Origin of the sequence: Butyrivibrio sp. VCB2006, assembly GCF_000420945.1 — a bacterium.
GTDB lineage: Bacteria > Bacillota > Clostridia > Lachnospirales > Lachnospiraceae > Butyrivibrio.
The window spans coordinates 26,314-51,690 of sequence record NZ_ATVX01000021.1 but is presented as its reverse complement, the minus strand read 5'-3'; the positions used below and the strand labels follow the sequence as shown (position 1 = coordinate 51,690).

Here is a 25,377-nt window from a genome sequence, read left to right as displayed (position 1 = left end):
TCCACTCGACAGAATGTTTCTTTTTGGCCATAAAAAATCCCCCTAAAGGAGACTTTGGTTATTTCCATTGTCTACTTTAGGGGAATCATATCATTTTCTCGTATCCTCTTATTTTTTGGCTGTAAAACTGTTTAAACTACTGTACCAAAGTAAGAACACCGGAATTAGAGTGATTTGCCTGTGCCAAAATGGAGTTGCCCTCATTCTTTTCTCAAGACAATCCGTGTCATATAGTATATCGACTTTGGAATATATGATACTTAGTTAGAAATATAACTAAATATCTGGAAAAAAGTATAGCTACAATTCACAATTAGATTGTGCTAATGTGATTAGTAACAACAATTTTGGAAACGAGGAGAAACAAAAGATGAGAATAGTGGCTGCTGATATAGATAGCGTTGGAACTGATATAGACTATAGCCTGTTTAATGATTTGGGCGATGTCACATACTATGATGACAAGATAACAGAGGGAAATGCCAGGGAGCGTCTTGCGGGAGCAGAGGTTTTAATGATCAATAAGAGTGTTATCACTGATAAGCTTTTAGATGATGCACCTGATTTAAAGCTTATCTGCGAGTTTGCTACAGGCTTTGATAATGCTAATATTCCGGCCTGCAACAGGCATGGGGTTAAGGTTGCAAATGTGGTGAACTATTCAACAGCTTCTGTTGCGCAACATACTTTTGCTCTTTTGTTCTATCTTGTGGAGAGTATGAGGCACTATGATGAGTTTGTTAAAAGCGGCGATTATGCAAATCAGCCTCATTTTTGCTGTCTGGATATTCCATTTCATGAGCTTGACGGAATGACTTACGGAATAGTCGGAATGGGAAATATTGGAAGAAAAGTGGCTCAGATTGCTACTGCTTTCGGAGCGAAGGTAATCTTTTATTCCGCATCGGGAAACAGTACCTGTACAGATTATGAAAGAGTTGAGTTTGACGAACTTCTCAGAAGATCAGATGTGATTTCTCTTCATTGCCCCCTTAGCGACAGGACAAGAAACCTTTTTGATGCCAAGGCATTTGATAAGATGAAAGAAACTGCGATTCTCATCAATGTTGCAAGAGGAGCGGTTGTAAGTGAAAAAGATCTGGCAGATGCGCTTATAAATAACAAGATTAAGGCTGCAGGACTGGATGTGCTTAGTCCGGAACCTATGGCAAAAGATTCACCTCTTTTGGCAATTCAGGACAGCACAAAGCTGATGGTGACACCTCACCTTGCCTGGGCAAGTACAGAGGCACGTAATCGTTGCCTTGAAGAGGTTAAGAAAAATGTACAGGCCTATCAGAGAGGCGAAGCAAGAAATATAGTTAATCCATGAAAAAAGAGCAAATATCCGGGATAATCGGATATTTGCTCTTTGTATTATTCCGCGTTAAATGCCAGCTGAGCAAAATTGTAAAAACCAAGATACCATACATGGAAATCGTGAGCACCATCTACCTCCTGCCACATGAAGTTTTCGCCTTCTGTGAGCTTATCACACAGAGCAGGGATAGTCTTGGCTGCTGCAGAGGAGCTCTGATAAGCTGTTCTGTCCTGCTTGCCGCAGATGTTGTAGAAGTAGTAGACTGGATATTCGCTGTCAGATATTATTGATGCGGTCTTGGCAGCAACGTTACTGGTGGGAGCTGCTGAAAAAGCTCCAAAGTAGCCGAACATATCAAGACATTCTCCGATACCTATATTGATTGTCTGCATTCCACCCATGGACAGACCGGCAATAGCCCTGTGTGCCCTGGCAGCAGAAAGGTCATAACCTTCTTCGTAGTCTGCATAGGTGCTATAGTGTGAATCTATATAAGGAATCAGGTCATTTCTAAGCTCTTTTCCAAATAGATAAAATGATTCAATGCCGGAACCCTTTGCTGACCCGCTTTTTCCGGCGTTCTTGCCTGCACGTCCGTTTGGAGTGATAACTATAAATGGCTCAATGTCTCCGTAGTATGCAAGGTTGTCCATGATTGCCTTAACGCGGGAGGTGCTCTTATTCATTCCCCATTCATCTTCATTTCCACCAATACCGTGCATCAAGATCATTACGTTATATTTCTTGTCTTCGCTATATCCGGCGGGAAGATAGATATTTGCTTCCTTGGTGTACTCGCTTCCGTCTCCTGCGTAGTCGTAGGTTGTGTAGGTGATACGTTCAATTGTTCCGGATTCCTGGCCTGTTCTGAGGGCAGTATATTTCGGAAGAACCATGTCTCCGACTTCTGCGTGCTGATCCTTAGGGTCAGGCTTTTCAGTATCAGTACTGCTTTCTGATGCGGAGTCTTCTACAGAAGAAGTTTCTGAGCTACTCTCTGCTGGCTGACTGCTGAGGTCTACGGAGTCAGCTTCCGCAGAATAAGAGGTTTCTTCGGCAATTGCCTTCTCGATATTGTTGCCGCATCCGTTTAGGATAAGCCCCATTGCTAATAATCCAATAATAACTTTCTTTTTCATATGTATTTCTTGTCCTTACAGTGTTTTTTCAAATGCTAGTTTAGGACATTTGGAAAGATATTTCCTACCACATATTTCCTGAGTTTATTCAGATATTGCGAAAAAGATTACCCATATCAGTGGGAATATCGTATAATGAATGCAAAGATAGCATATAAAATGCGGAGATAACTATGATTAGAAGACAATATATGACTAAAAATATAATGAAAACTATTGGAGCGATGCTGATTGCAGTAGCCGTAACCTTGTCAGGTACAATGGGAATAACTGCATATGCAACATCAAATACCGGTTCTTTGGGTGCTTCTATTACGAATGTTCAGGAAGCCAGCCCGGTAGCTACTGCTACAACAACTGTAACAGCAGAGGAGGCAAAAGAAGCGACTGCCACCGAAACAGAGCAGGAGAAGGAAGAAGTAGTAATTCCTCAGAACAACACAGTAGTTGTAAATGGCAAAATTACAAAATCCACCCTGGATGGTCACTATTATGCTTACAGCATTCCCGGACTTGCTGTCGTTTCATCTCTGGCCGATATGCAGAAACAGGCTAACTTCATGGTGCTTGAATATTTTTTTGTTTCTACCTGGGATTTGTACAAATATACAGCCCCTGCGGCCGTTGAGACAATGGAGATAGTTGCCCAATCCGAGAATGCAGCGCTTGGAGCTACTTTCCAGATGACTGTAAGCAGATATTTTTCTATGAAGGTATATCCATTTGAGAATGATGAAATGCAGGTGACAACAAAAGTTTCGATACCGACAGCATTCAGGAGCGAAAATAATACTTACGCTATGGTATGTGTAAGAAATGGTGGAGCATTTGAGATTCTGCCGGATCTTGACGACGAACCTACAACCGTAACCTTCAATGCACATGCAGGAACTGCTGCATACGGAATCATCAAATATCTTGATAAATAAGCTGTTTAAAGAGACCGAAAGGTCTCTTTTTTCTTTCGTTGACTAAGGTAATCCTACCCCTTATAATTTAAATGTTAAGAAAATCTTAAAAATATATATGAGGGGAAGAGTATGTTAAAAAGTGTTGGGAAAGCCTTACTTTCTGTAGGTGCGCTTATTGGGGTGATCGCGCTCCTGTCTTTATCACCTGTAGCCAAAGTGGATGTTTCTGCAAGAGGCCCTGAAGTGGCAATGGGTGTTGACGTTTCCAAATATAACGGAGGAATCAACTGGCAACAGGTCAAGAATTCCGGTGTCAAATTTGCAATGATCAGAGTTGGTACTACCAAGAAAGGTATCGACGAGCAGTTCGTTAACAACATAGTTAACGCTAATGCTGTTGGCATCAGAACCGGTATCTATATTTATTCTTATGCTACTAACCCGGAACAGGCAGCAGCAGAGGCTAACTTGGTTTTGTCCTGGATTGCTCCTTATACTGTTTCTTTTCCTATTGCAATAGATATAGAGGATTCCTGTCAGAAGGGCCTTAATGCAGCTCAGCTTCAGGCTATAGCTGATACTTTCTGCGGAATAATATATGCAAATGGTTATGAGCCAATGGTATATGCCAGCAAGAACTGGTTTATGGGAAGAATGCCTGTGGTTTCATCTCCTAAGTGGGTTGCTCAGTACAGTAGCAGTTGCGAATATCCCGGTGATTATGCTATGTGGCAGTCAACCAGCCACGGTTCTATTGCCGGAATTCCTTCAAGAGTTGATGTTAACCACCTGTATGTGGACTACTTTAGCCGCATGATTCAGGAAGGCTTCAACAGCTACGGCGGTAACATCTACTATTATCACAATTACAGAAGAATGTCCGGATGGCTCAATCTTTCCAACGGTAGATATCACGCCGATGCAAGCGGAATTATCAATGCCGGATGGTTCCAGGATGAGTCCGGAATATACTATCTTGATCCTGCCCAGGGCGGTCTTGCTAAGGTTGGATTTGCAGATATTGATGGACACAGATATTTCTTTGATGCCAATGGTGTTAGAAGAACAGGACTTATCGATGTGGGCGGAGCTATTTGCTATGCAGGCGAAGACGGAATTTGCCAGAAGGGGCTTATCCCTCTTGCGGACGGAGTTCATTACTTCGATGATCAGTATCTCATGCATGTTGGTCTGACTCAGATTGGAAATAAGCTTTACTACTTCAATGAAGCCGGTGTAATGCAGACTGGAATGCTTGCTTTTGAGATTGGCAAGTTTATGTTCGGAGCAGACGGAGCTGCTGTATCAGGATGGTTTACCAATGAGCTTGGACAGAGATTCTACTTTGGACCTGACTACAAGGCCACTGTAGGACTTACAACAATAGATAAGTCAGTATATCTCTTTGGAAATGACGGTGTTATGTTTACCGGATGGTCAGGAGATGTTGGCGGAAGATATTACTTCGGAGCTGATGGCAAGATGGTTAGCGGATGGAACGCTATCGATGGCAGAGCCTTTTACTTTGGATCTGATGGTTTGATGGCTCTTGGTCTTGCTTCTCTCAAGGATGGTGTATATTATCTTGATCCTGCTGATGGACATATGGTTGTGGGCTGGGTACAGCTTCCTGATGGATGGAGATATTTCGATGCCAACAATGGCAAGATGCTTGCTAAGGTTACAGCAGTGCTTGATAATGTAGAGTGCACCTTTGACAAAAATGGTCTTTTAGTGGCACCTGCAGGATGGGTTCCCGGAACTCCGGCACCAGTTGATCCTACTACAGTAGTTGCCCAGGCACCTTCTGTTCCAACAACAGGAACTCCACAGTAACCAGTTAAATATCACTAAAATACAGGACTTGCGTCAGAAATGGCGCGAGTCTTTTTCTTTTTACATATTATTAGAATAAAAGCATTAAGTATGATACAATAAAGCGGCATAAAAAATAGAATGATACTCAAAAAGAGAGGTAATTTTATAATGGATTTATTACAAGCAAAAGAAAAACTTGCAAAGTACGGACAGGAGCATGTCCTTAAGTACTATGATGAGCTTTCAGAGGCAGAGCAGAAGGATCTTCTTAACCAGATTGAAGAGACTGATTTCGCAGTACTTGAGAACTGCAAGAACCTTGGCAAGAGTGAAGGAAGAGGAACATTTTCACCACTTGCTGCAATGCAGGTTTCTGAAATCGAAGAGAGAAAAGAAGAGTTTAGAAAGATTGGTGTAGATACGATCAAGGCCGGTAAGGTTGCAGCAGTTCTTCTTGCAGGTGGAATGGGAACAAGACTTGGTTCAGACAACCCAAAGGGAATGTATGATATTGGACTTACTAAGCCTGTTTATATTTTCCAGAGAATCATTGAGAACCTTCAGGATACTGTTAACCAGGCAGAGGGGGCTTACATTCATCTCTTTATCATGACAAGTGAGAAGAATAATGATGCTACAGTAAACTTCCTTAAGGAGCATAACTTCTTTGGATATCCTGAGGATAAGATCACATTCTTCAAGCAGGATATGGCACCTGCATCTGATTACGAAGGCAAGGTATACATGGAGGGTAAGGGTAGAATTTCTACATCTCCTAACGGAAATGCCGGATGGTATTCATCAATGCTCAAGGCAGGACTCAGAGATACTCTGTTAAAAGAGGGAATTGAGTGGATTGATATCTTTGCCGTAGATAATGTTCTTCAGAGAATTGCAGATCCTTGCTTTGTTGGAGCAACTGTTAACGCTGGAGTTGCTTGTGGCGCAAAGGTTGTTAGAAAGAACGCTCCTGATGAGAAGGTTGGTGTAATGTGTCTTGAGGATGGAAGACCATCTATCGTTGAGTACTATGAGCTTTCACAGGAAATGATGGATGCCAAGGATGCTAACGGCGATCCAGCTTACAACTATGGTGTAATCCTTAATTATCTCTTCAATGAGAAGGCTCTTTTTGATATAGCACAGAATACTCTTCCTCTTCACGTTGTTGAGAAGAAGATTCCTTATATTGACGAGAATGCAAACCTTGTTAAGCCTGAAACTCCAAACGGTTGCAAATTTGAGCAGCTTGTTCTTGATATGATCCATGAGCTTGACACATGTCTTCCTTACGAGGTAGTAAGAGAGCATGAGTTTGCTCCTATCAAGAATAAGACAGGTATTGATTCAGTAGAATCAGCAAGAGAGCTTTGCAAATTGAACGGAATAGAACTGTAAGTTAACAAAAAGACAGGTATATATAACATAACCACGTTGATAAGTACGAGATTCACATATACAATGATATCAATATAAAACATATAGTTTGATACGGAGGTGTACTATGGCTATTCTAGTAACAGGTGGCGCTGGATACATTGGATCACATACGGTAGTTGAGCTGCAGAATGCAGGATATGATGTTGTTGTTATGGATAACCTTGCTAATTCCAGTAAAAAGGTTATTGGAAGAGTTGAGGCTCTTACTGGCAAGAAGGTTCCTTTCTATGAGACAGATATCAGAGATAGAGAGGGCCTTGAGAAGATCTTTTCAAATGAGAAGATTGACAGTGTAATTCATTTTGCAGGACTTAAGGCAGTTGGTGAGTCTGTACAGAAACCATGGGAATACTACGATAACAATATAGCAGGAACTCTTACTTTGGTTGATGTTATGAGAAAGCATGGCTGCAAGAATATTATTTTCTCATCTTCAGCAACTGTTTATGGTAATCCTGCATTTATCCCGATTACAGAGGAATGCCCTAAGGGTACATGTACTAACCCATATGGTTGGACCAAGTCTATGCTTGAGCAGGTACTTTCAGATATTCAGAAGGCTGATCAGGAGTGGAATGTAGTTCTTCTTAGATACTTCAATCCTATCGGAGCTCATAAGAGCGGAACAATTGGTGAGAATCCAAACGGAATACCTAACAATCTTATGCCTTTCATTACACAGGTTGCAGTTGGTAAGCTTCCTGAGCTTAATGTATTCGGTAATGATTATGATACTCCTGACGGAACCGGTGTTAGAGATTACATCCATGTTGTAGACCTTGCACTTGGACATGTTAAGGCTCTCAAGAAGCTTGAGAAGGGCAGCGGACTTAACATCTACAACCTTGGAACAGGCGTAGGATACAGCGTTCTTGATATTGTTAAGAACTTCGAAGAGGCAACAGGTGTTAAGATTCCTTACGTGATCAGAGACAGAAGACCAGGCGATATCGGAACATGCTACTCAAATGCTGATAAGGCTGAGAAGGAGCTTGGCTGGAAAGCACAGTACGGCATCAAGGAGATGTGTGCTGACTCATGGAGATGGCAGAGCCAGAATCCTAATGGTTATGAAGACTAATGGCCATTTGTTGATGAAATAATAATATAATGTTATTCTAATGTAGCTATCTGCACAGTATGTGGATAGCTACATTTTTTACTAATAATTGGGGTGTTGTGGGGAAAATAATAGAATCAGAGGTGACAATATGTACCAAATAGAATGCGATACCCATACACATACTTTATATTCAAGACATGCTTATTCAACCATAGAAGAAAATGTCAGAGCTGCCAGAGACTGCGGAATTAAACTTCTTGCAAGCACTGATCATTTCAGCGATATGCTCTTTGGTGACTATGAGAACGTGAAAAATTATCAGTATTTCTTTTGCTCATCAAACTGGCCCAGACAGTGGAATGATGTCATGGTGTTAAGGGGATGTGAAGCTGATATTGTTGATATGGAGGGCCATTTCTTTGGCCATGATATTGCTGTTGAGAAATCAGTAGTTGGTGATCCATATGATCCAGAGAGAAACCTTCAGGAGCTGGTTTTCGAGAGACTTGATTTTGTTATTGCTTCTGTCCATGCCAAAAGACATACAGAAGGCAAGTCAGTAGCAGAGAATACCAAAATGTATATCAAAGCCCTTGAGAATCCCAAGGTTTTCTTTATAGGACATATCGGAAGAGCCGGAGTTCCCTTTGATATGGACGAGGTGCTTCTTAGGGCAAAAGAGCTTAATAAAGCGGTAGAGATCAACGAACACAGCTTTTTCTGGGAGGGCCATCATCAGATGGTGTGCAGAGATATAGCTGTAAGATGCGCTGAGCTTGGGGTTTCAATCTGTGTAAATACAGATGCTCATATGTCTTTGGAAATCGGACAAACCCAGAAGGCCCAGGCGGTGCTTGAAGAAGTTGGTTTTCCGCAGGAACTTATTATAAACAGAACAAAGGAAAGCTTTTTAGAAGGGCTTTCAAAAAGCGGAGTATGTAATGTTCAGATTATGGGTTAAATTAATTGATGATAATCACCTTTTGAAGGACACAGTCATTTGTGACAGCACAAGTGATACCAGAACTCACAAGGTGATGAATGCCATTGAAAAAGCCTGCTACGAGCTGGATCTGTCCAAACCTATATGGCTTGAAACAACAGTCAGAGACTTCCAAAGGCACTCCAAATGCAGGTTTACCAAGGATGCATTTATTGAACAGGTTCCGTTTGATTACATGGAAATTCAGGTAATTGAGGAAGAGTATTGATTAACAGTTAAGATCAAATATTATTTTTTTATAATAATTAAAACACAATTCCGTCACAAAACCTTTCTATACTATAGCCATAATCCAGAAAGGAAGAAGGTAGTTATCATGTACGAAGATGACAAGATGGAACAGGGTGGTGTAAAAAACGATACTTACGTAAACTCACAGAGTGATGCTGTGAATAATACAGCTCAGAATAATTCACAGAGCTACAACTCTTATGGAAGTGGACAGGGACAGGCAAACAATACCTATTCATACAATCCTTATTCCTATGGTAATGGTCAGCAGAGCCAGAATGGTTATCGCTATGGCAATGCAGGAAATACATATTCTTACAACAATCAGCAGCAGGCACACACATACGGAACATACCAGTATAATGTGAACAATGGTGCTGATGTAACACCTGCTAGGCCGGCCAAGAAGAACACAGCTGCAATTGTGGTAGCTGCAATTGCAATCTTAGCTCTTTTGGTTGGAGGCGTTGGTGCTTCCTACTATACAATTGCTAACAGGGTTGCAGATAAGGCAGCGCAGACAGAGGTTGTTGAAGAACAGGAAACAGAGACACAGACTCAGGTAGCACAGACAGAAACTACTGAGGAAAAGGTTCAGACAACAACTGTATCAGCTGAAACTAAGGCTGTTGTAACTGATGTTACTGCTGTAGTGTCAGAGGTAATGCCTGCAATGGTTATTATCCATAACAACTACACTGCTTCAGCAAGCTATTTCGGTTATACACAGACTCAGGAAGCAACTGCTTCAGGAAGCGGAATTATTGTTGGACAGAATGACACTGAGCTTTTGATAGCAACCAATTATCACGTAATTGAGGGCGCTGATTCTTTGGAAGTTATCTTTAACGATGACTCAACCCTTTCAGCAGTAGTAAAGGGTACAAACTCAGACATGGATCTGGCAGTCATCGCTGTAATGCTTGATGATATTTCAAGCGATACAATGAACAACATAAAAGTTGCTACACTTGGTGATAGTGACGCGCTTGTACTCGGAGAGCCTGCCATTGCTATCGGTAATGCACTTGGATATGGACAGTCAGTTACAACCGGTGTTATTTCAGCACTTAACAGACAGGTTGAACTTGATGATGGTAGTACAAGAGAGTTTATCCAGACAGACGCAGCTATTAACCCAGGTAACTCTGGTGGAGCACTTCTTAATCTCCAGGGCGAAGTAATAGGCATTAACTCCAACAAGATTGGTGGAGATACTGTAGAGGGTATGGGATATGCTATTCCTATTTCCGCAGCTAAGCCTATTATTGAACAGCTTATGAATGAAGAGACCAAGATTAAACTTTCTGATGAGGAGAGAGGATATATTGGAATCTCAGGTGTAAGTGTTACTTCAGATGTATCTTCTGTTTACGGACTTCCAATGGGAGTTTATATAGCAGAGGTTTCAAATGGCGGCGGAGCCGCAGCAGCAGGCCTTGAGAAGGGCGATGTAATTGTTGCTTTTGATGGTCAGGAGATTACCTCCATGGATGATCTTCAGACAAGACTTCAGTACTATGCGATTGGTACTACTGTTCCTGTTACTATTATGAGACAGAATGGATCAGAGTATACAGAAATTACTTATGATGTTACACTAGGAGGAGCAACCTCCGTAAGTACCAAGGATTCAAACGCAGCTGAAGATGGTGGCAGCTCAGGGAAGTATGACGGAAGACAGACTCCCGGCAAGCCGGAAGACAGATCAGGAAACTTTGAATCAGGTTCAGGCGGACATTGATTAGGCACTAATGTATAGAAACTATATGGTTGCTATGGATGACGAGGAGCCATCCATAGCAATTTCTTTTTTAAGGTAATTGCTCTTCATTTAGGGAGAAGTATTATATGACAGATAACAGAAACAATGATTTCGACTTCAGAGAAGTAACCGACGACGAAAGAGTGGATATTCAGGACACTCCTGTAGATGTGGTGGATTCAGGAAATACAGATGATACCACAGCAAAAGATGAGTCAGCTAAATCAGATTCAGAGAATAAGGATGGATCAGGCAGCCAGGAATATGAGGATGTCTGCTTTGTATGCAGAAGACCTGAGAGCAAGGCCGGAAAGATGTTCCATCTTCCCAATAATATCAGTATCTGTGATGATTGCATGCACAAGACAATGGATGCTGTAAGCCAGTTTGATTACCAGAATATGCTTAATAATCCAAATCTTATGAATGAGCTTAATAAGCATAGCGGTATGCCTAACATGGGATTCTTCAATATGGGAGACCTCACAAACGGCAATTTCAATATGGGCGGAGGAATCCCCAATTCACAGAAGATCAAGAAAAAGAGTGAGGCAGCAGCCAAGCCTGCTTTTGATATTAAGAATATTCCGGCACCTCACAAGATCAAAGCTAAACTTGATGAGTACGTAATAGGACAGGATCAGGCCAAAAAGGTTATGTCTGTTGCTGTATATAACCACTACAAGAGAGTGGCTACAGACACAATGGATGAGATTGAAATCGAGAAATCAAACATTCTGTTACTTGGACCAACAGGTAGTGGTAAGACATATCTGGTTAAAACTCTGGCCAAGCTTCTTGATGTGCCCCTTGCTATTGCAGATGCCACATCACTTACAGAAGCAGGATATATCGGAGATGATATCGAGAGCGTTGTAAGTAAGCTTCTTGCAGCTGCAGGAAATGATGTTGAGAAGACTGAACACGGTATTATATTTATAGATGAGATCGATAAGATTGCCAAGAAAAAGAATACCACAAGCAGAGACGTAAGTGGTGAATCTGTCCAGCAGGGAATGCTTAAGCTTTTGGAAGGCTCCAATGTAGAAGTTCCTGTGGGCGCAGGCAGCAAAAATGCCATGGTTCCGCTTGCAACAGTTAATACAAGAAATATTCTCTTTATCTGCGGTGGTGCATTCCCGGACCTTGAAGAGATTATCACACAGAGACTTAACAAGCAGACATCAATAGGTTTTGATGCCGATCTTAAGGACAAGTATGAGGATGATCCAAATCTTCTTACCAATGTTACAGTAGAGGATCTCAAGAAATTTGGTATGATCCCTGAGTTCCTTGGTCGTCTTCCTATTATCTGCTCACTGCAGGCTCTTACTAAGGAAATGCTTGTTCAGATATTAAAAGAGCCCAAGAATGCTATTCTCAAACAGTACCAGAAGCTTCTTGCCCTTGATGAGGTAGATCTTAGGTTTGATGATTCAGCACTTGAAGCTATAGCTGAAAAGGCCCTTGAAAAAGATACAGGAGCAAGAGCTCTTCGTGCTATTATCGAGGAATTTATGCTGGATATCATGTATGAAATTCCTAAGGATGAGAATATCGGAAGAGTAACTATTACAAGAGATTATATAGAAGGTAAGGCTTCTCCTCTTATTGAGATTCGCGGAGAGGCAGTACAGCCCAAACTTCCACAGTTCAATGTAGAACAGGCCACCAATGCCTGATAAAGAAAACCCACAGCGTTAAGCTGTGGGTTTGTTTTATCCGAATACAATTCGTGTTCCTGCTTTTCCTTTCAAAGCATCCTGAACGGTTTCAAGAGATGTAATTACTACTTCTCCATCGTGGTTGGATTCAAGGAATTCAATAGCGGCTTCAATCTTAGGAAGCATGTTAGTTTCGCCAAATTCCTCTGCAGAGATCAGGCTCTTGGCTTCGGAAACAGTCATGTTGGTAATTGGTTCCTGATCGTCCTTCTCAAAGTTCTTGTAGACAAATGGTACGGATGTGAGGATTATGAGCTTGTCAGACTTAAGATCTGCAGCAAGCTTACCTGCTATAGCATCCTTTTCTATTACAGCGGAAGCGCCCTTGAGAACGTGTCCCTGCTGAATAACAGGAATTCCGCCGCCTCCGCAGGCAATTACAATCTGACCTGCATCAGCAAGAGTTTTTATTGCGTCGATTTCAACTATATCGATTGGCTTAGGAGCTGCGACAATACGTCTGTAGCCCTTGCCAGGATCTTCTTTTACAAAGTTGCCCTTTTTAACTTCGTTATCGGCATCTTCCTTGGACATGTATCTTCCGATTGCCTTGGTAGGAGCGTAGAATGCTTCGTCATAAGGATCAACCGTAACCTGTGTAAGGATTGTGCTGACTGCCTTGGAAATTCCTCTTCCTGTAAGCTCTGTCTTCAGAGAGTTCTGAATATCATATCCAACATAGCCCTGGCTCATTGCGTTACATACGCACATAGGAGCGGCTGTGTAATCAATATACATTCTATGGAGCTCAGTCATTGCCTTGTGGATCATGCTGACCTGAGGACCATTACTGTGCGTGATTGTAAGTTGGTATCCAGCTTCCACAAGATCTGCGAGAGCCTTTGCTGCGACTTTGGTCGCTGTGAGCTGTTCGGAGGTTGTAACACCGAGAGCGTCATGACCTAGAGAAACTACTGCTTTAATGTTTTCCATAATGTCTCCATTTCCGCGTGTTTTCTGATGAAAAATTTAAGTACATTGTACAAAATAATTATCCACTTTACAATAATAAACAATTTGTAGTAGTATAAGTTTTCGTTGGTTCAAAATTGATTTAATGAATTATTTTTTATATTATTTGTTTGATTATTTTTCATTTGCTTAGGTGATAGAAATGGCTAAGACTAGTAATATTAAGGATCTGACAATCGGAGATCCTATGAAGCTTATCATGAGCTTTGCAATGTCTCTGTTTTGGGGCATGCTTTTCCAGCAGCTCTATAACATTATTGATACGGCTATCGTATCCTGGACTCTTGGTAAAGAGGCATATGCAGGTATGGGATCTACCGGTGCGGTCAACTTCCTTATCATGGGATTTTGCATGGGTGTTTGCAACGGTTTTGCAATTCCCATAGCTCAGAGATTTGGTGCAAAAGATTATAAGAGCATGCGCAAGTTCTTTACCCATGCGATTATTCTGTGTTCAGTATTTGCTGTGGTAATGACATTTTTGGTCAGTATGTTCTGCAGACAGATCCTTATTGCCATGAGGACTCCGGATACAATTCTTGACAGTGCATATCAGTATATAATTGTTATTTTCCTGGGAATTCCGGCGACTTATATGTACAATCTCCTTTCAGCGACCATCAGAGCGTTGGGAGATAGTAAGCACCCTGTGCAGTACCTGATAATCGGATCAGTAGTCAACATCGGTCTTGACCTTGTGTTTATCATGGTATTTCATATGGGCATCTTCGGGGCTGCTTTTGCCACTGTTGTGTCACAGCTTGTTGCAGGAACCCTTTGCCTTATATTCATAATCAGAAAAATAGAAATAATGCGTCTTACCAAGCAAGACTGGAATCTGGACAAATCACATTTCACGATCCTTATAAATATGGGAGTTCCCATGGGACTTCAGTATTCTATTACAGCTATTGGAAGTGTTATTTTGCAGACTGCAATTAATGGACTTGGAGAGGATGCGGTTACTGCTGTTACAACAGCAAGCAAGGTTAGCATGTTCTTTTGCATTCCATTTGATGCTCTTGGCTCTACTATGGCTACCTACGGCGGACAGAATGTTGGTGCCAAGAAACTTGATCATCTGTCCTTGGGACTTAGAGCGGCAATTAAGATTGGATGCATTTATTCCGTTCTGGCTTTTGTAATCCTGGCATTCTTTGGAAGGAATTTTGCTATGATATTCCTTAAGCCAAGTGAAGTTACATGCCTGGATAATGCGCACCTTTTCCTGATATATAACAGCTTGTTCTATATTCCACTTGCCCTCGTAAACATTGTCAGATTCCTTATTCAGGGAATGGGATATTCAATGTTTGCGGTACTGGCCGGCGTTATGGAGATGATAGGAAGGACACTTATGGCTGTTCTCATGGTGCCACAGATTGGATTTACCGCAATCTGCCTCGCCAGCCCGGTGGCATGGATTCTGGCAGATGCGTTCCTGATTCCTGCGTTCATTATCGTTAGGAATAAGCTTCAGAGAATTTTCAATGGGCAGGTAGAAGTTTATTAAAGCTTACTTAGTTCGTTATTGATGTTCTGAGTAAGGCTGGGATCAAGATCAGGATTGATCTTGGTAATACGCCTGTCATAGGTCATAAGACCGTTGACCTCTTCCTCCACGTCGCTTACCTGTGTGTAAACAGCACCGGCAAGACCTTCTGAGATCAGAGGTTTGATTGACCCGTTTATAAGATTGTAATATGCGACACCTAGTTGATCTAGCGTGTCGTATTTTTTATACCCATAAACCCTGTCGACACTGCTGTGTCCGTCTATATGAAGAGTAAATCCGCCATATTCCGAAATGACAAAGGCTCTGCCGTTTTTATCATGCTCCACGGAAAGTGGCCTGAAATAGTTGTGGACACTTCTGTAATCGCCGCTGCCTTCATCAAACCATCCACTGGCCTGATCAATCGGTCTTGTAGGATCCAGTTCTCTGGCCATGATTGTAGCACTGGCGGCATTAAACTGTCCCCAGCCTTCATTGAAGAGCACCCAGGTTGCGATACTTGGAACATTATAAAGATGTCTGATGGAATTCTTCATTTCTTTAAGCCATTCTCCGCGACCTTCCGCAGAACTTCGGGAAAATGTCTTGTAAGTAGCAGGTCCGTCAGGCATACGTCCGAACATTTTTGGGAAAAGAGTTGGCAGATATGACACTACTGGTTTTGCATAGGATGAACCACCGCTAACCATATCCTGCCAAACGATCATGCCAAGTCTGTCACAGTGATAGTACCATCTGGCTGCTTCAATCTTGATATGCTTACGCATCATATTAAAGTGAAGTCTCTTCATCTCTTTTATATCGAAAATCAGAGCCTCATCTGAAGGCGCAGTATAAAGACCATCGGGCCAATAGCCCTGATCCAGAACTCCCATCAAAAAATAAGGAGCATGGTTTAAGCAGAACCTGCTGATGCCGGTGGAATCTTTTTCAATTGAGTAATAACGCATAGCGAAATATGAATCCACATGGTCATCAGGCGTACTGATCTGAAGAGGATACAGGTATGGATCCTCGGGACTCCATAAATGAGGGTTTTCCAAAGTAAAGGTAAAGTGGTAATAACTTGGGCCAACTGCCGAGTGATCTTCACCGATGCTGGGATATGTGTCTGAAGAAAAAGAAAAATCTCCTGTAAAAGCTGTATCGTAGGAATCTGATGAAGATGGAGACTTTACCATTTCATGTCCCGGAATCTTAACGGTAACTTTACTTGGATTGTTGGTGGAAACCTCAATAGATATGGTTTTTAAGTCTGCTTCAGGTCTGATTCTGAGCTCCCTGATATAGGTTTCCGGAACCTCTTCGATCCATACAGTCTGCCAGATTCCACTCTGGGCGGTGTAGTACATTCCGCCGCGCTTTAGAGTCTGCTTGCCGCGACTATGGAAAGAGGAGTCACTTGTATCTTTTACTCTGACAGTCAGTACATTCTGAAGGGTAGCCAAACCGTCAGGGCCAAATGACAAGTATTCAGTAATATCAAGGGTAAAAGGAAGATAACCACCGCTGTGAGAACCCACAAGGGTGGAATTGATGTAGATGTCAGCAAACTGATCTACAGCTCCAAAATGTAAAAGAAATCTCGAATTGAGTTTTTTTCTTGTTAATGTTGGAAGCGGCTTTTTATACCAAAGAAACTGGTATGGCTCAAGACGTCTTTCTACGCCGGACAAAATGGATTCCGGTGAGAATGGTACAAGAATGTGGCCGTCCATCTGAGTTGGAATATTTTCTCCTGATTCCTCAGGAACAATGCAGTACTCCCAATCACCGTTCAGGTTAATATAGCTGTTTCTCTGAAACTGAGGGCGAGGATACTCTTTGAGAACATTTTGTTTATCCAGGTTTTCTCCCCAGGTTGTGTAAAGTCTGTTTAATACATCATCCTCGTGTGGCTTATCGATTGCACGAATTGCATCAATTAAGTCCATACTGCTCCTCCTTAACTGTATTTGTATTTCCTGCTTCAGAGATGAGATTCTGGTAAAAGACTGCTACACTTGCGTATCTGTAAACGCTTATCCACAGAAGTGGTACAAAAAGCGTTACTATTCCGAAGATATACATAGGGATAAAGCTAAGTTCCAGGTAAAGAAGTTTCCTTTTTTTGCCCTGCATAAGCCTTCTACTTGTGGAAAGAAGCTCCTTGGCTGATCTGTCAGGGAAATCATGCAAAAGGAAAAAGGCCTGAGAGTAGATCAGGGATATATAGATGTTAACAATAACGCCTACTATAAGAATAATAATATTAGTCAGATAAAGGTTTACGGAAGAAGTCTGCTCCGCAAAAAACAAAATGATTGAAGAAGGTAAAGTAACAAGGAAATTTGCCAGAACAAAAACAGCCTGAATAACAACAGCCTTCTCAGGATGTTGCTTAAGTCCAAAGAAAATATCCGAGGCGGAAATTGTCTGGGAATAAACCAGATTCATATAAAGGTATGCTTTGCCCGAAGCCAAAATACCAAGAAGAACACTCACGATTAAGTTGATGAGCTGATTAATTACAAAAATGATGATATTACCGGAAGAAGCTACAGTGGTAATACCTGAGATAAGTACCTGTATGACAAAGATAAGAATGTTCGCGAAAATAAGAGTTCCGTATCTGTCCAGAGCTCTTTCTTTGGCGATTGCCTTAAGCTGTGATGTGGAAATATTAGACATTTATGCTCCCCCGACAACACCACCTTAGCCAGCCAGATCTATGTTGGCTCCAAGAAGACCCTGCTTGTCGATAGACTTGCGCTCTTTTTGGTATGGGTTATCTTCGTTACTGTATTTGATCTTGGTTGCGGTCTCCCCACCGCATATATAAGTACGTCCGCATTCGGGACACACTGCAGTCTTGAGTGAAACAGAAGCCTGTAACACTTTGCCGTTATTCATAGCTGCATCTTTATATGCATTGCTTACATGCTCAGCCTCATGGCCGCGAACTCTTGCGGCAGCAGCTCTGGGATCAATGTGTTGTGCACTCTTAAAAGAAACCATCTCATCAGAACCATCCTGATATTTGCGATTCTTGCAGGTTTCACATTCTGCAGGAGATGATAATTTGCCGGGGGCCTTGGTGGCAGATTCATTTGGATTTAGTATCGGTTTGGCTTCCGAAGCGGCGCTACTGCCTGCGGTACTAAAACCGGCATACGAACCATATCCACTTCCGATTGCGCCTATCATACTCATAGCCACCTCCAATCTGATATCGATGTCTAATATCAGAACTACTCGCAGTGACAATTATAGGTCAGTAGTCTCTAAATTGATTCCAAGCTCTTTTAACATATCGTCGAGACTTTCGCCGTAATACTGCTCTGAAAACTGATTGAGCTGCTGGCGGCTATCCGGATCTGTCATCAAAGTATGGATACTTGAAACAAGAACTACATATCCCAGGACAACACCAATCGCGCCATAAAATATCCCTTTTTTGGCCTGTGGAAGTAATTTACCTGCAGTGCCCTTGGAAAGAATTGCCAGAACTACAGCGATTCCGCCAAGAATAATGCCGGTGTACATAAAGAAACAAAAGGGAATAGAAATAAGCCCTATAACAAGGCTTAAGGTTGCTAAACTAACATGCTTATCAAGCTCATTGTGAGCTTTGTTGTAATTGTAGTTGTTATAAAAGTACTGATTATCCCCGTCGCCCATCAAAACCGATCCTCTCAAACATAGGTTCTTACTATAGATAATACAATAAAAGTGCCTTTTTTACAATGTTAGCGGGCCCTTCCAAAGTCTTGAAATGGATGCAAAAGCCTTGGTATAATATGGGGTGTGTGCTGTTCATAAAAAATTAAGCAAAAATTACGATTATTTTTCGAAGAACAGCAGGTAACTACTTAATGTTTTAGCGAGGAAATCATGGATATTGTATTAAAGATCAAAGAAGAACTAGGCGTTGAAAAGTGGCAGGTTGAGGCTGCGGTTAAGCTGATCGATGAGGGAAATACCATTCCGTTCATCTCCAGATACCGTAAGGAAGTAACAGGCTCCCTTAACGATGAGCAGCTCCGTAATCTGGATGAGAGACTTAAGTACCTTAGAAGTCTTGAAGAGAGAAGAGAACAGGTTCTTGCTTCCATCGAAGAGCAGGGCAAGATGACTGACGAACTTAAGGCCAAGATCATTGCTGCAGAAACAATGGTTGCTATCGAAGATCTTTATCTTCCATACAGACCAAAGAGAAAGACAAGAGCCAGCATAGCAAGAGAAAAGGGACTGGAAGGACTGGCAGAGATTCTTCTTGCACAGGAAACCACAAAGCCACTTGCTGAAGAAGCAGCTACCTTTGTTGATCCGGAAAAGGGTGTTGAGGATGCCGCACAGGCTCTTCAGGGCGCTATGGATATCATTGCTGAGGATGTTTCCGACAATGCGGATTTCAGAACTTATATCAGAGAAGCTACAATGGAGCAGGGCGTTCTGACCAGTAAGGCCAAGGATGAGAAGGCTCAGAGCGTATACGAAATGTACTATGGCTATGAGGAGCCAATCAAAAAGGTTCTGGGGCACAGAGTACTTGCCCTTAACAGAGGTGAAGCCGAGAAGTTCCTTGTGGTTAAGATTGAAGCACCGGAGGAGCAGATCCTTCAGTTCCTCAACAAGAAAATGCTCAAAAACGACAATCCTATTACTACTCCTGTAATTGAGGAGATTAATCAGGATGCTTACGAAAGACTCATAGCTCCTGCTATCGAGCGTGATATTAGAAATGAGCTTACTGAGAAGGCAGAGGATGGAGCTATTTCCGTATTTGGCAAGAACTTAACTCAGCTTCTCATGGCACCTCCTATTGCAGGAAAGACTGTACTTGGATGGGACCCTGCTTTCAGAACAGGTTGTAAGCTTGCTATCGTAGATGCTACAGGCAAGGTCCTTGATACTAAGGTTATCTATCCTACAGCTCCACAGAACAAGGTTGAGGAGTCCAAAGCTGAGCTCAAAAAGCTCATTGATAAATATGATGTAGACCTTATTTCTGTAGGTAACGGTACAGCTTCCCGTGAGTCAGAGCAGGTAATTGTTGAACTCATCAAAGAGCTGGATAAACCTGTTCAGTACGTTATTGTTAATGAGGCAGGCGCTTCTGTTTATTCAGCAAGTAAGCTTGCAACAGAGGAATTCCCTCAGTTTGATGTAGGACAGAGAAGTGCCGCATCTATCGCAAGAAGACTTCAGGATCCTCTTGCTGAGCTGGTTAAGATTGATCCTAAGTCAATCGGTGTTGGTCAGTACCAGCACGATATGAACCAGAAGAAGCTTGGCGAGACTCTGGAAGGTGTCGTAGAGGACTGCGTTAATAAGGTTGGTGTTGATCTTAATACTGCATCTGCACCGCTTCTTCAGTACATTTCTGGTATCAGCAAGGTAATTGCCAAGAATATCGTAGATTATAGAGAAGAGAACGGTAAGTTCAAGTCAAGAGCTGAGCTTTTGAATGTTCCTAAGTTGGGACCTAAGGCATATGAGCAGTGTGCAGGTTTTCTTCGTATTGCTGACGGAGAGAACCCTCTTGATGCTACAAGTGTACATCCTGAGTCCTACGAAGCTACCCTGAAGCTTATGGACAAGCTTGGAATCACCTTCGATGATGTTCGTGCAGCTCAGAAGAATGCAGCTAAGGCAGCTCTTGAGAAGCCTGTAGCCAAAAAAGAAGAGAAACCACGTCCACAGAAGAAGCCTAAGCAGGTAGTGATCAGAAATACCAGCACAGCTATGGGAGCAGCCCTTGCAGCAGCTCTTGCAGGCAGCAATCTGGCTGTAGTTGAGGATACTAAGTCAGATTCAGGCAAGAAGGCAGCTGATAATATCGCAGTAGAGAACACTGCTTCTTCAGTAGGAAGCCTTTCCAAGAAGGTAACAGAAGCTGAGAAGAAAAAGCTCTCAGAGGAGCTTGGAATCGGTGAGATCACTCTTTCTGATATCTTAAGCGAGCTTGAGAAACCATCAAGAGACCCTCGTGAGAACATGCCTGCTCCTATTCTTAGAAGCGACGTCCTTGATATGAAGGACCTTAAGCCGGGAATGATCCTTAAGGGAACAGTCAGAAACGTAATTGACTTTGGCTGCTTTGTAGATATAGGTGTACATCAGGACGGACTTGTTCATATCTCTCATATAACAGATAAGTTCATCAAGCATCCGCTTGAGGCTGTAAGTGTAGGAGATATTGTTGATGTTCAGGTTCTTGATGTTGAGCTCGATAAAAAGAGAATTGCGCTTACCATGAAACTTGGCGATCCTGCTAAGATAGCAGCAGAGGCAGCAGCTAAGGCAGCTACTCGTCCTGCTCCTAAGGCAGAGACTACTGAAAAGAAGGCTGCTCCAAAGAAGACATCTGTTGTTGCACAGGTTGCAGAGGCAGCAGGAGTAGTTAAAAAACCTGCAGCTCCCAAGAAGGCAACAGCACCCAAGAAGGAAACTTCAGCAGCTCCGACTCCAGCAGAGAAGCCTGCATCAGCTTCCGCAGAACCAGTTAAGAAATTTAAGAAAAAGGGAATCGTTATCTTTAAGGGTAACGCCAACGAATAAAACAAACCGCAGGGGCATAGGCTCCTGCGGTTTTATAATAGTTATATTTCTTTGTAGAGCTTAGAGAAAACGTCTTTTTTGATCACATACAGATCGGAAATGTCATCAGCTCGGATTGCTAAATAATCTCCGATTTCTCCTGAGTAGTAGTTTTCTTCATCCCAGGCAGTGAAAACTTTAGCTTTCTTTTTTAAGGGGAAAGCGTAGATTTCAGAAGAATCCTTACTTCTTACAGTCTTGGCGTAAGCAGTAACAAGACGCTTTTCGCCTGTAGCAAGGTCTTTTACCTTTGGGGTGTACTCAAATTCTTTTTCATAATTATCAGAGATCAGCTCATAACTTCTCTTTAGCTTATCTTCATTTATGGGATATATTTCTCCCATGGTTCCTATCATCAGATGGTCATCATCATCAATTCTGATGTTGATATCGCCCTCGAGGGTACGAATTGATACGTTGGTACCGACAGGAAAAACATCTGACAATTTAAGGCAGCCAACTTCGGTAGGAAGCTTTTGATAGAGGTTAAGACCATCTGTGGAGATATTGGCCTTTGCTGCGTAGATAATGTCATATTCATCGAAATAGCTCTTTATACGGTTATGGAATATGACATCCGCAGGTCTGTCCAGCTTCTCCGGGCGCATGGAGCCGCCGGCTTTATACTTGTGACCTCCGCCACCGCCGTATCCATCTGCCAGGTGAGCAGCCAGCTCGTCGGCGTGAACTTCCTTGGTACAGCTTCTTACAGAAAACTTGACTTCACTTGCGCTTACATAATAGGCAAGACATACATCAACCCCTACGGTTTCAAGGGAAAAATCACTAATTACGCCGAGGATGTTTGGGTCACAGGGTTCTGCTTCTAGTATCAGGTACTTGTTATCTTCAAAATACTCATAGGAGAGAATGGCCTTTCCTGTGATTACAAACTCACCCAGGGAGATATTGGAATTACTCATCTGAGTGATAAGACTGTGATTGATATTAAGACTGTCAAGCATATCGCGGTCGAGGGGATGAGATACCTCTGAAAGCTTGTTGGTATCGGTATAAAGGCCGTAGTACAGAGCTGTGGATAAAAGAATATCGTTATCCGGGCTCATATCCTCTTCTTCAAGCATATCCCACACTATAGTAGAACAGCTTCCTATATTGCTTCGAACCTCCGAAAGCTCAGGTAGAGCCACGGTTTTCTGATGGTGATCTATTATTGCAATATTTTGGGCAGCGGAAGTAGATACATTACGCTGTCCATACTGGCAGTCCACTGTGATAAGGAGCTCCGGATTTTCGTCGTAGTCAGGAGCATATTCAATGGGAATATTCAGCTCTTTTTCCATGATAAGAAGATTACTCTTCTGAAGCTTATTCCTACCTCTATAGATAAAGCGTGGATTCTTACCCTGCTTCTTAAAAAACCAGTAAAGGCCATAGCCGGAAGCAAGAGCATCAGCGTCCGGATTGTCGTGACACTGGATAGTGATATCATTAAATACTAGTAAATCTTTTAACTTCATGTAAAACCTCAGGAACTAAACACAAAAAAACAAAAACCTGTCAGCTAATTATAGTTATAAGGTCCCATGTAATCAATAGTAAAATTTGCAAAGAATAAATGCATATATGGGAAGACTGATGGGCGCTATAGTACTACAATTAGGTTACCATGATGAATAAGGAGAATGACAATGACACCGGACAGATTAGAGCAGAATGGAAGATACGATTCATTTGATGATGGACAGATTTTATTTAATAAAAAGAAAAACCGTCTGCCTGCAATGGGATGGAACAGCTGGAATGCCTTTGGAAGCGGCAATACAGAGGCGCTGACCAAGACAATGGCAGACAAGTTTATAGAGCTTGGGCTGGATAGGCTTGGTTATAAATATATAGTTTTGGACGATGGCTGCTACAAAGACCATCGAGTAGAGGGCAGACTTTCCAATGAAGAAGTTAAGTTTCCAAACGGATTCAAGGCACTTTCTGACTATATTCATGCAAAGGGCCTTAAGTTTGGTATGTACAATGATATAGGAACTAATCTATGCGCCGGAGCAGAAGTCGGAACCTGTGGACATGAGGCAGAGGATGCGGAAAACTACCTTGAGTGGGGCGTTGATTTCCTTAAGGTTGATAACTGCTACTATCTGTGGGACAACGCTACTTTTTCCAACGCAGAAAATGCAAGATACACCTTTGCGCCAAATATCAGAGGTATCAGGATCGGAGCTGAAGAGTACCCTGTAATCTACGGCGTTCACGAGGGCGCAGATACTAAGCTTATAGGAATGGAACTTACCGGTGAAAGAGCTTCAAGGGAAGAGGATTACATAACCGGAATCGGAACCTTTGACGGAACCGGCCCGGAGGCATCTCCTGTGGGACTTCGCTCAAGCGAGCTTGTGTTTATTATTGAAGCTGACAAGGATATGGAAACCTCACTTGGCGTAGAATATGCAACCGGGAAAAGAGAAGGAGTAGGCCAGTGGCTTGAAGTGGCAGTTGATGGGGATATCTTTTACGATGATTTCCTTGATGAAACAGAGAGCGAAGGAGATTTTGGCTGGAGTAAGGATATGAGCATCAGGCTGCATAAGGGCACTAACAGAGTCAGACTTATGAACCACAGACGTCAGGAGAATACCCTTAATTCCTATGCCAGACTGTTAAAAGAGCTTAATAGAATTGCCCCGGATAATGACATCGTTTATTCTGCCTGCGAATGGGGTAAGACTCAGCCACAGAACTGGGCTTATAAGGTTTGTGATTCCTGGAGAATACTAAATGATATTACTTTCAGAGTGGGAAGTGATGGTGATCCCGGCGTTGGAACCTGGACCGGAGATTATACAACCAGTGTTGTAACTCAGTATAGTAAAGCCGTAATCATGGATGAGTTCGCAGGTCTTGAGAAGGGATGGAATGACCCTGACATGATGATGATCGGTATGAATGGTCTTAATATGGTACAGAACAAGACTCATATGACCATGTGGAGTATGATGAACTCACCGCTTATGTTGGGCCTTGATCTTAGAAGAGTTGAGAAGGGTGATGAGATTTACAACATCATTGCTAATAAGGACATTATAGCTCTTAACCAGGATGCTCTTGGCATTCAGGCTAAGCGTGTATACTGCAGCCTCGCTCAAAATGACCCTTCCAAGGAATACATACGTGATATAGACAGAGTTGATATTCTATGTAAGCCTCTTAGCGGAAACAGATTTGCTCTTAGCTTTATCAACTTAAGTGAGAATGATACAGAGGAATCTTTTGCCATTAAAATGTGTGACCTTAAGAAGGCCCTTGGTGACTGGATTTATAAGTGCGATAAGTACATAGTTAAAAATCTCTGGACCGGCGAAACTTACGAAAATGAGACAGGTATCTTTGAGGTTAAGGGGCTTAAGGCCTGTGATAATGTAACTTTGGAGATATCTCCTGCTCAGCCCGTCGTAATGAAATGAAGCACGTGTCACGGAAGGATGATTATGACTGAAAAGGAGTTTTTGGATCTGCTTTTTGAGAGATACACACAGGAAGTATCAGAGGATATACCGGATGATCTGGGGTTTTATCTTGGATATTATTTGGATAATTATCCCTCAGAGAAGCTTGGGCTTTTGATATCAAGGAAAACAGCAGCAAGGATCATACATGAGTTTATGGTCAATGTCCTTAAATGGAAGGACGTTGATTGGAAAGATGCTGCGAAACTTAAGGATATTTATGATTGTAGAGTTTGTTCAAATGCAATTGCACAGGTCTATGTTAGGGGTATAATAGGGGAGGCGGCTCCCGGAGTCTTTGATCTTGATAAGACTTTTACCACGCAGGAAGGGACAGAAATTATAGGAAGATTGCTGGCCATGACCAAGAGCCACGGTAATGAGCAGAGCCGGAAATAAATCATTCAGAGGCA

The 25,377-nt window shown here is 42.2% G+C and carries 20 protein-coding genes; 13 read left to right on the top strand and 7 right to left on the bottom strand.

The window, feature by feature from the left end; genetic code table 11:
- Positions 1 to 370 precede the first annotated feature (370 nt).
- Positions 371 to 1,333 carry an NAD(P)-dependent oxidoreductase gene (locus G613_RS0115810; protein WP_029233548.1) on the top strand — a complete coding sequence of 321 codons (963 nt, stop codon included), beginning with the start codon at positions 371 to 373 and terminating at the stop codon, positions 1,331 to 1,333.
- Between the two features lie 44 nt (positions 1,334 to 1,377).
- Here the strand turns inward: G613_RS0115810 and G613_RS18870 are convergent, their stop codons facing one another.
- Entirely contained in the window at positions 1,378 to 2,460 is a 1,083-nt protein-coding gene (locus tag G613_RS18870) for an alpha/beta hydrolase (protein WP_029233547.1), read from the bottom strand.
- A 191-nt stretch (positions 2,461 to 2,651) separates the two neighbouring features.
- Between G613_RS18870 and G613_RS0115800 the strand changes: the two genes are divergently transcribed.
- The 8 genes from G613_RS0115800 to clpX all read left to right on the top strand — a co-directional run bounded on the left by G613_RS0115800 (position 2,652) and on the right by clpX (position 12,373).
- Positions 2,652 to 3,389: a hypothetical protein gene (locus tag G613_RS0115800; protein ID WP_155828114.1), complete on the top strand. Its 738-nt coding sequence runs from the start codon at positions 2,652 to 2,654 to the stop codon at positions 3,387 to 3,389.
- A gap of 111 nt (positions 3,390 to 3,500) precedes the next feature.
- The gene (locus G613_RS0115795; protein WP_029233545.1) at positions 3,501 to 5,207 is read left to right on the top strand and encodes a GH25 family lysozyme; all 1,707 of its coding nucleotides are present in this window, start codon (positions 3,501 to 3,503) and stop codon (positions 5,205 to 5,207) included.
- A gap of 150 nt (positions 5,208 to 5,357) precedes the next feature.
- Positions 5,358 to 6,587 carry a UTP--glucose-1-phosphate uridylyltransferase gene (locus tag G613_RS0115790; protein WP_029233544.1) on the top strand — a complete coding sequence of 410 codons (1,230 nt, stop codon included), beginning with the start codon at positions 5,358 to 5,360 and terminating at the stop codon, positions 6,585 to 6,587.
- A gap of 106 nt (positions 6,588 to 6,693) precedes the next feature.
- A complete protein-coding gene (galE, locus tag G613_RS0115785) occupies positions 6,694 to 7,710 on the top strand; it encodes a UDP-glucose 4-epimerase GalE (RefSeq protein WP_029233543.1) in 1,017 nt (338 codons plus the stop codon).
- Between the two features lie 130 nt (positions 7,711 to 7,840).
- Positions 7,841 to 8,653 carry a phosphatase gene (locus G613_RS0115780; RefSeq protein WP_029233542.1) on the top strand — a complete coding sequence of 271 codons (813 nt, stop codon included), beginning with the start codon at positions 7,841 to 7,843 and terminating at the stop codon, positions 8,651 to 8,653.
- Entirely contained in the window at positions 8,634 to 8,903 is a 270-nt protein-coding gene (locus G613_RS0115775; protein ID WP_029233541.1) for a hypothetical protein, read from the top strand. Before G613_RS0115780 ends, G613_RS0115775 begins: the two co-directional genes overlap by 20 nt.
- Before the next feature lie 108 nt (positions 8,904 to 9,011).
- Entirely contained in the window at positions 9,012 to 10,670 is a 1,659-nt protein-coding gene (locus G613_RS0115770) for a S1C family serine protease (RefSeq protein WP_029233540.1), read from the top strand.
- Between the two features lie 107 nt (positions 10,671 to 10,777).
- Positions 10,778 to 12,373 carry an ATP-dependent Clp protease ATP-binding subunit ClpX gene (gene clpX / locus G613_RS0115765; protein ID WP_029233539.1) on the top strand — a complete coding sequence of 532 codons (1,596 nt, stop codon included), beginning with the start codon at positions 10,778 to 10,780 and terminating at the stop codon, positions 12,371 to 12,373.
- Between the two features lie 36 nt (positions 12,374 to 12,409).
- Here the strand turns inward: clpX and arcC are convergent, their stop codons facing one another.
- Positions 12,410 to 13,348 carry a carbamate kinase gene (arcC, locus tag G613_RS0115760; RefSeq protein WP_029233538.1) on the bottom strand — a complete coding sequence of 313 codons (939 nt, stop codon included), beginning with the start codon at positions 13,346 to 13,348 and terminating at the stop codon, positions 12,410 to 12,412.
- Between the two features lie 181 nt (positions 13,349 to 13,529).
- Here arcC and G613_RS0115755 point away from each other — a divergent pair, with 181 nt between their 5' ends.
- Positions 13,530 to 14,900 (top strand): MATE family efflux transporter, encoded by a 1,371-nt coding sequence (locus G613_RS0115755; protein WP_029233537.1) that lies wholly within the window; start codon positions 13,530 to 13,532, stop codon positions 14,898 to 14,900.
- Here the strand turns inward: G613_RS0115755 and G613_RS0115750 are convergent.
- Genes G613_RS0115750 through G613_RS0115735 form a run of 4 tightly spaced genes read right to left on the bottom strand, consistent with a single transcriptional unit; the run spans position 14,897 to position 18,563 of the window.
- Entirely contained in the window at positions 14,897 to 16,837 is a 1,941-nt protein-coding gene (locus tag G613_RS0115750) for a glycoside hydrolase family 2 protein (protein ID WP_029233536.1), read from the bottom strand. The genes G613_RS0115755 and G613_RS0115750 overlap by 4 nt on opposite strands.
- Positions 16,824 to 17,573: a DUF975 family protein gene (locus tag G613_RS0115745; protein ID WP_029233535.1), complete on the bottom strand. Its 750-nt coding sequence runs from the start codon at positions 17,571 to 17,573 to the stop codon at positions 16,824 to 16,826. The genes G613_RS0115750 and G613_RS0115745 overlap by 14 nt, the downstream gene beginning before the upstream one ends.
- 24 nt (positions 17,574 to 17,597) lie before the next feature.
- Entirely contained in the window at positions 17,598 to 18,095 is a 498-nt protein-coding gene (locus tag G613_RS0115740) for a hypothetical protein (RefSeq protein ID WP_029233534.1), read from the bottom strand.
- 54 nt (positions 18,096 to 18,149) lie between these two features.
- Positions 18,150 to 18,563 carry a hypothetical protein gene (locus G613_RS0115735; protein WP_029233533.1) on the bottom strand — a complete coding sequence of 138 codons (414 nt, stop codon included), beginning with the start codon at positions 18,561 to 18,563 and terminating at the stop codon, positions 18,150 to 18,152.
- Positions 18,564 to 18,776: 213 nt separating this feature from the next.
- Here G613_RS0115735 and G613_RS0115730 point away from each other — a divergent pair, with 213 nt between their 5' ends.
- Positions 18,777 to 21,446 (top strand): Tex family protein, encoded by a 2,670-nt coding sequence (locus G613_RS0115730; RefSeq protein ID WP_029233532.1) that lies wholly within the window; start codon positions 18,777 to 18,779, stop codon positions 21,444 to 21,446.
- Between the two features lie 41 nt (positions 21,447 to 21,487).
- On the opposite strand, the gene G613_RS0115725 is transcribed toward G613_RS0115730, so the two are convergent.
- On the bottom strand, positions 21,488 to 22,966 hold the full coding sequence (locus tag G613_RS0115725; RefSeq protein ID WP_029233531.1) for a DHH family phosphoesterase: 1,479 nt from the start codon (positions 22,964 to 22,966) through the stop codon (positions 21,488 to 21,490).
- A gap of 171 nt (positions 22,967 to 23,137) precedes the next feature.
- Between G613_RS0115725 and G613_RS0115720 the strand changes: the two genes are divergently transcribed.
- Positions 23,138 to 24,922: an alpha-galactosidase gene (locus G613_RS0115720; RefSeq protein WP_029233530.1), complete on the top strand. Its 1,785-nt coding sequence runs from the start codon at positions 23,138 to 23,140 to the stop codon at positions 24,920 to 24,922.
- A 24-nt stretch (positions 24,923 to 24,946) separates the two neighbouring features.
- Positions 24,947 to 25,363 carry a hypothetical protein gene (locus G613_RS0115715; RefSeq protein WP_029233529.1) on the top strand — a complete coding sequence of 139 codons (417 nt, stop codon included), beginning with the start codon at positions 24,947 to 24,949 and terminating at the stop codon, positions 25,361 to 25,363.
- The last annotated feature ends 14 nt before the right edge of the window (positions 25,364 to 25,377 follow it).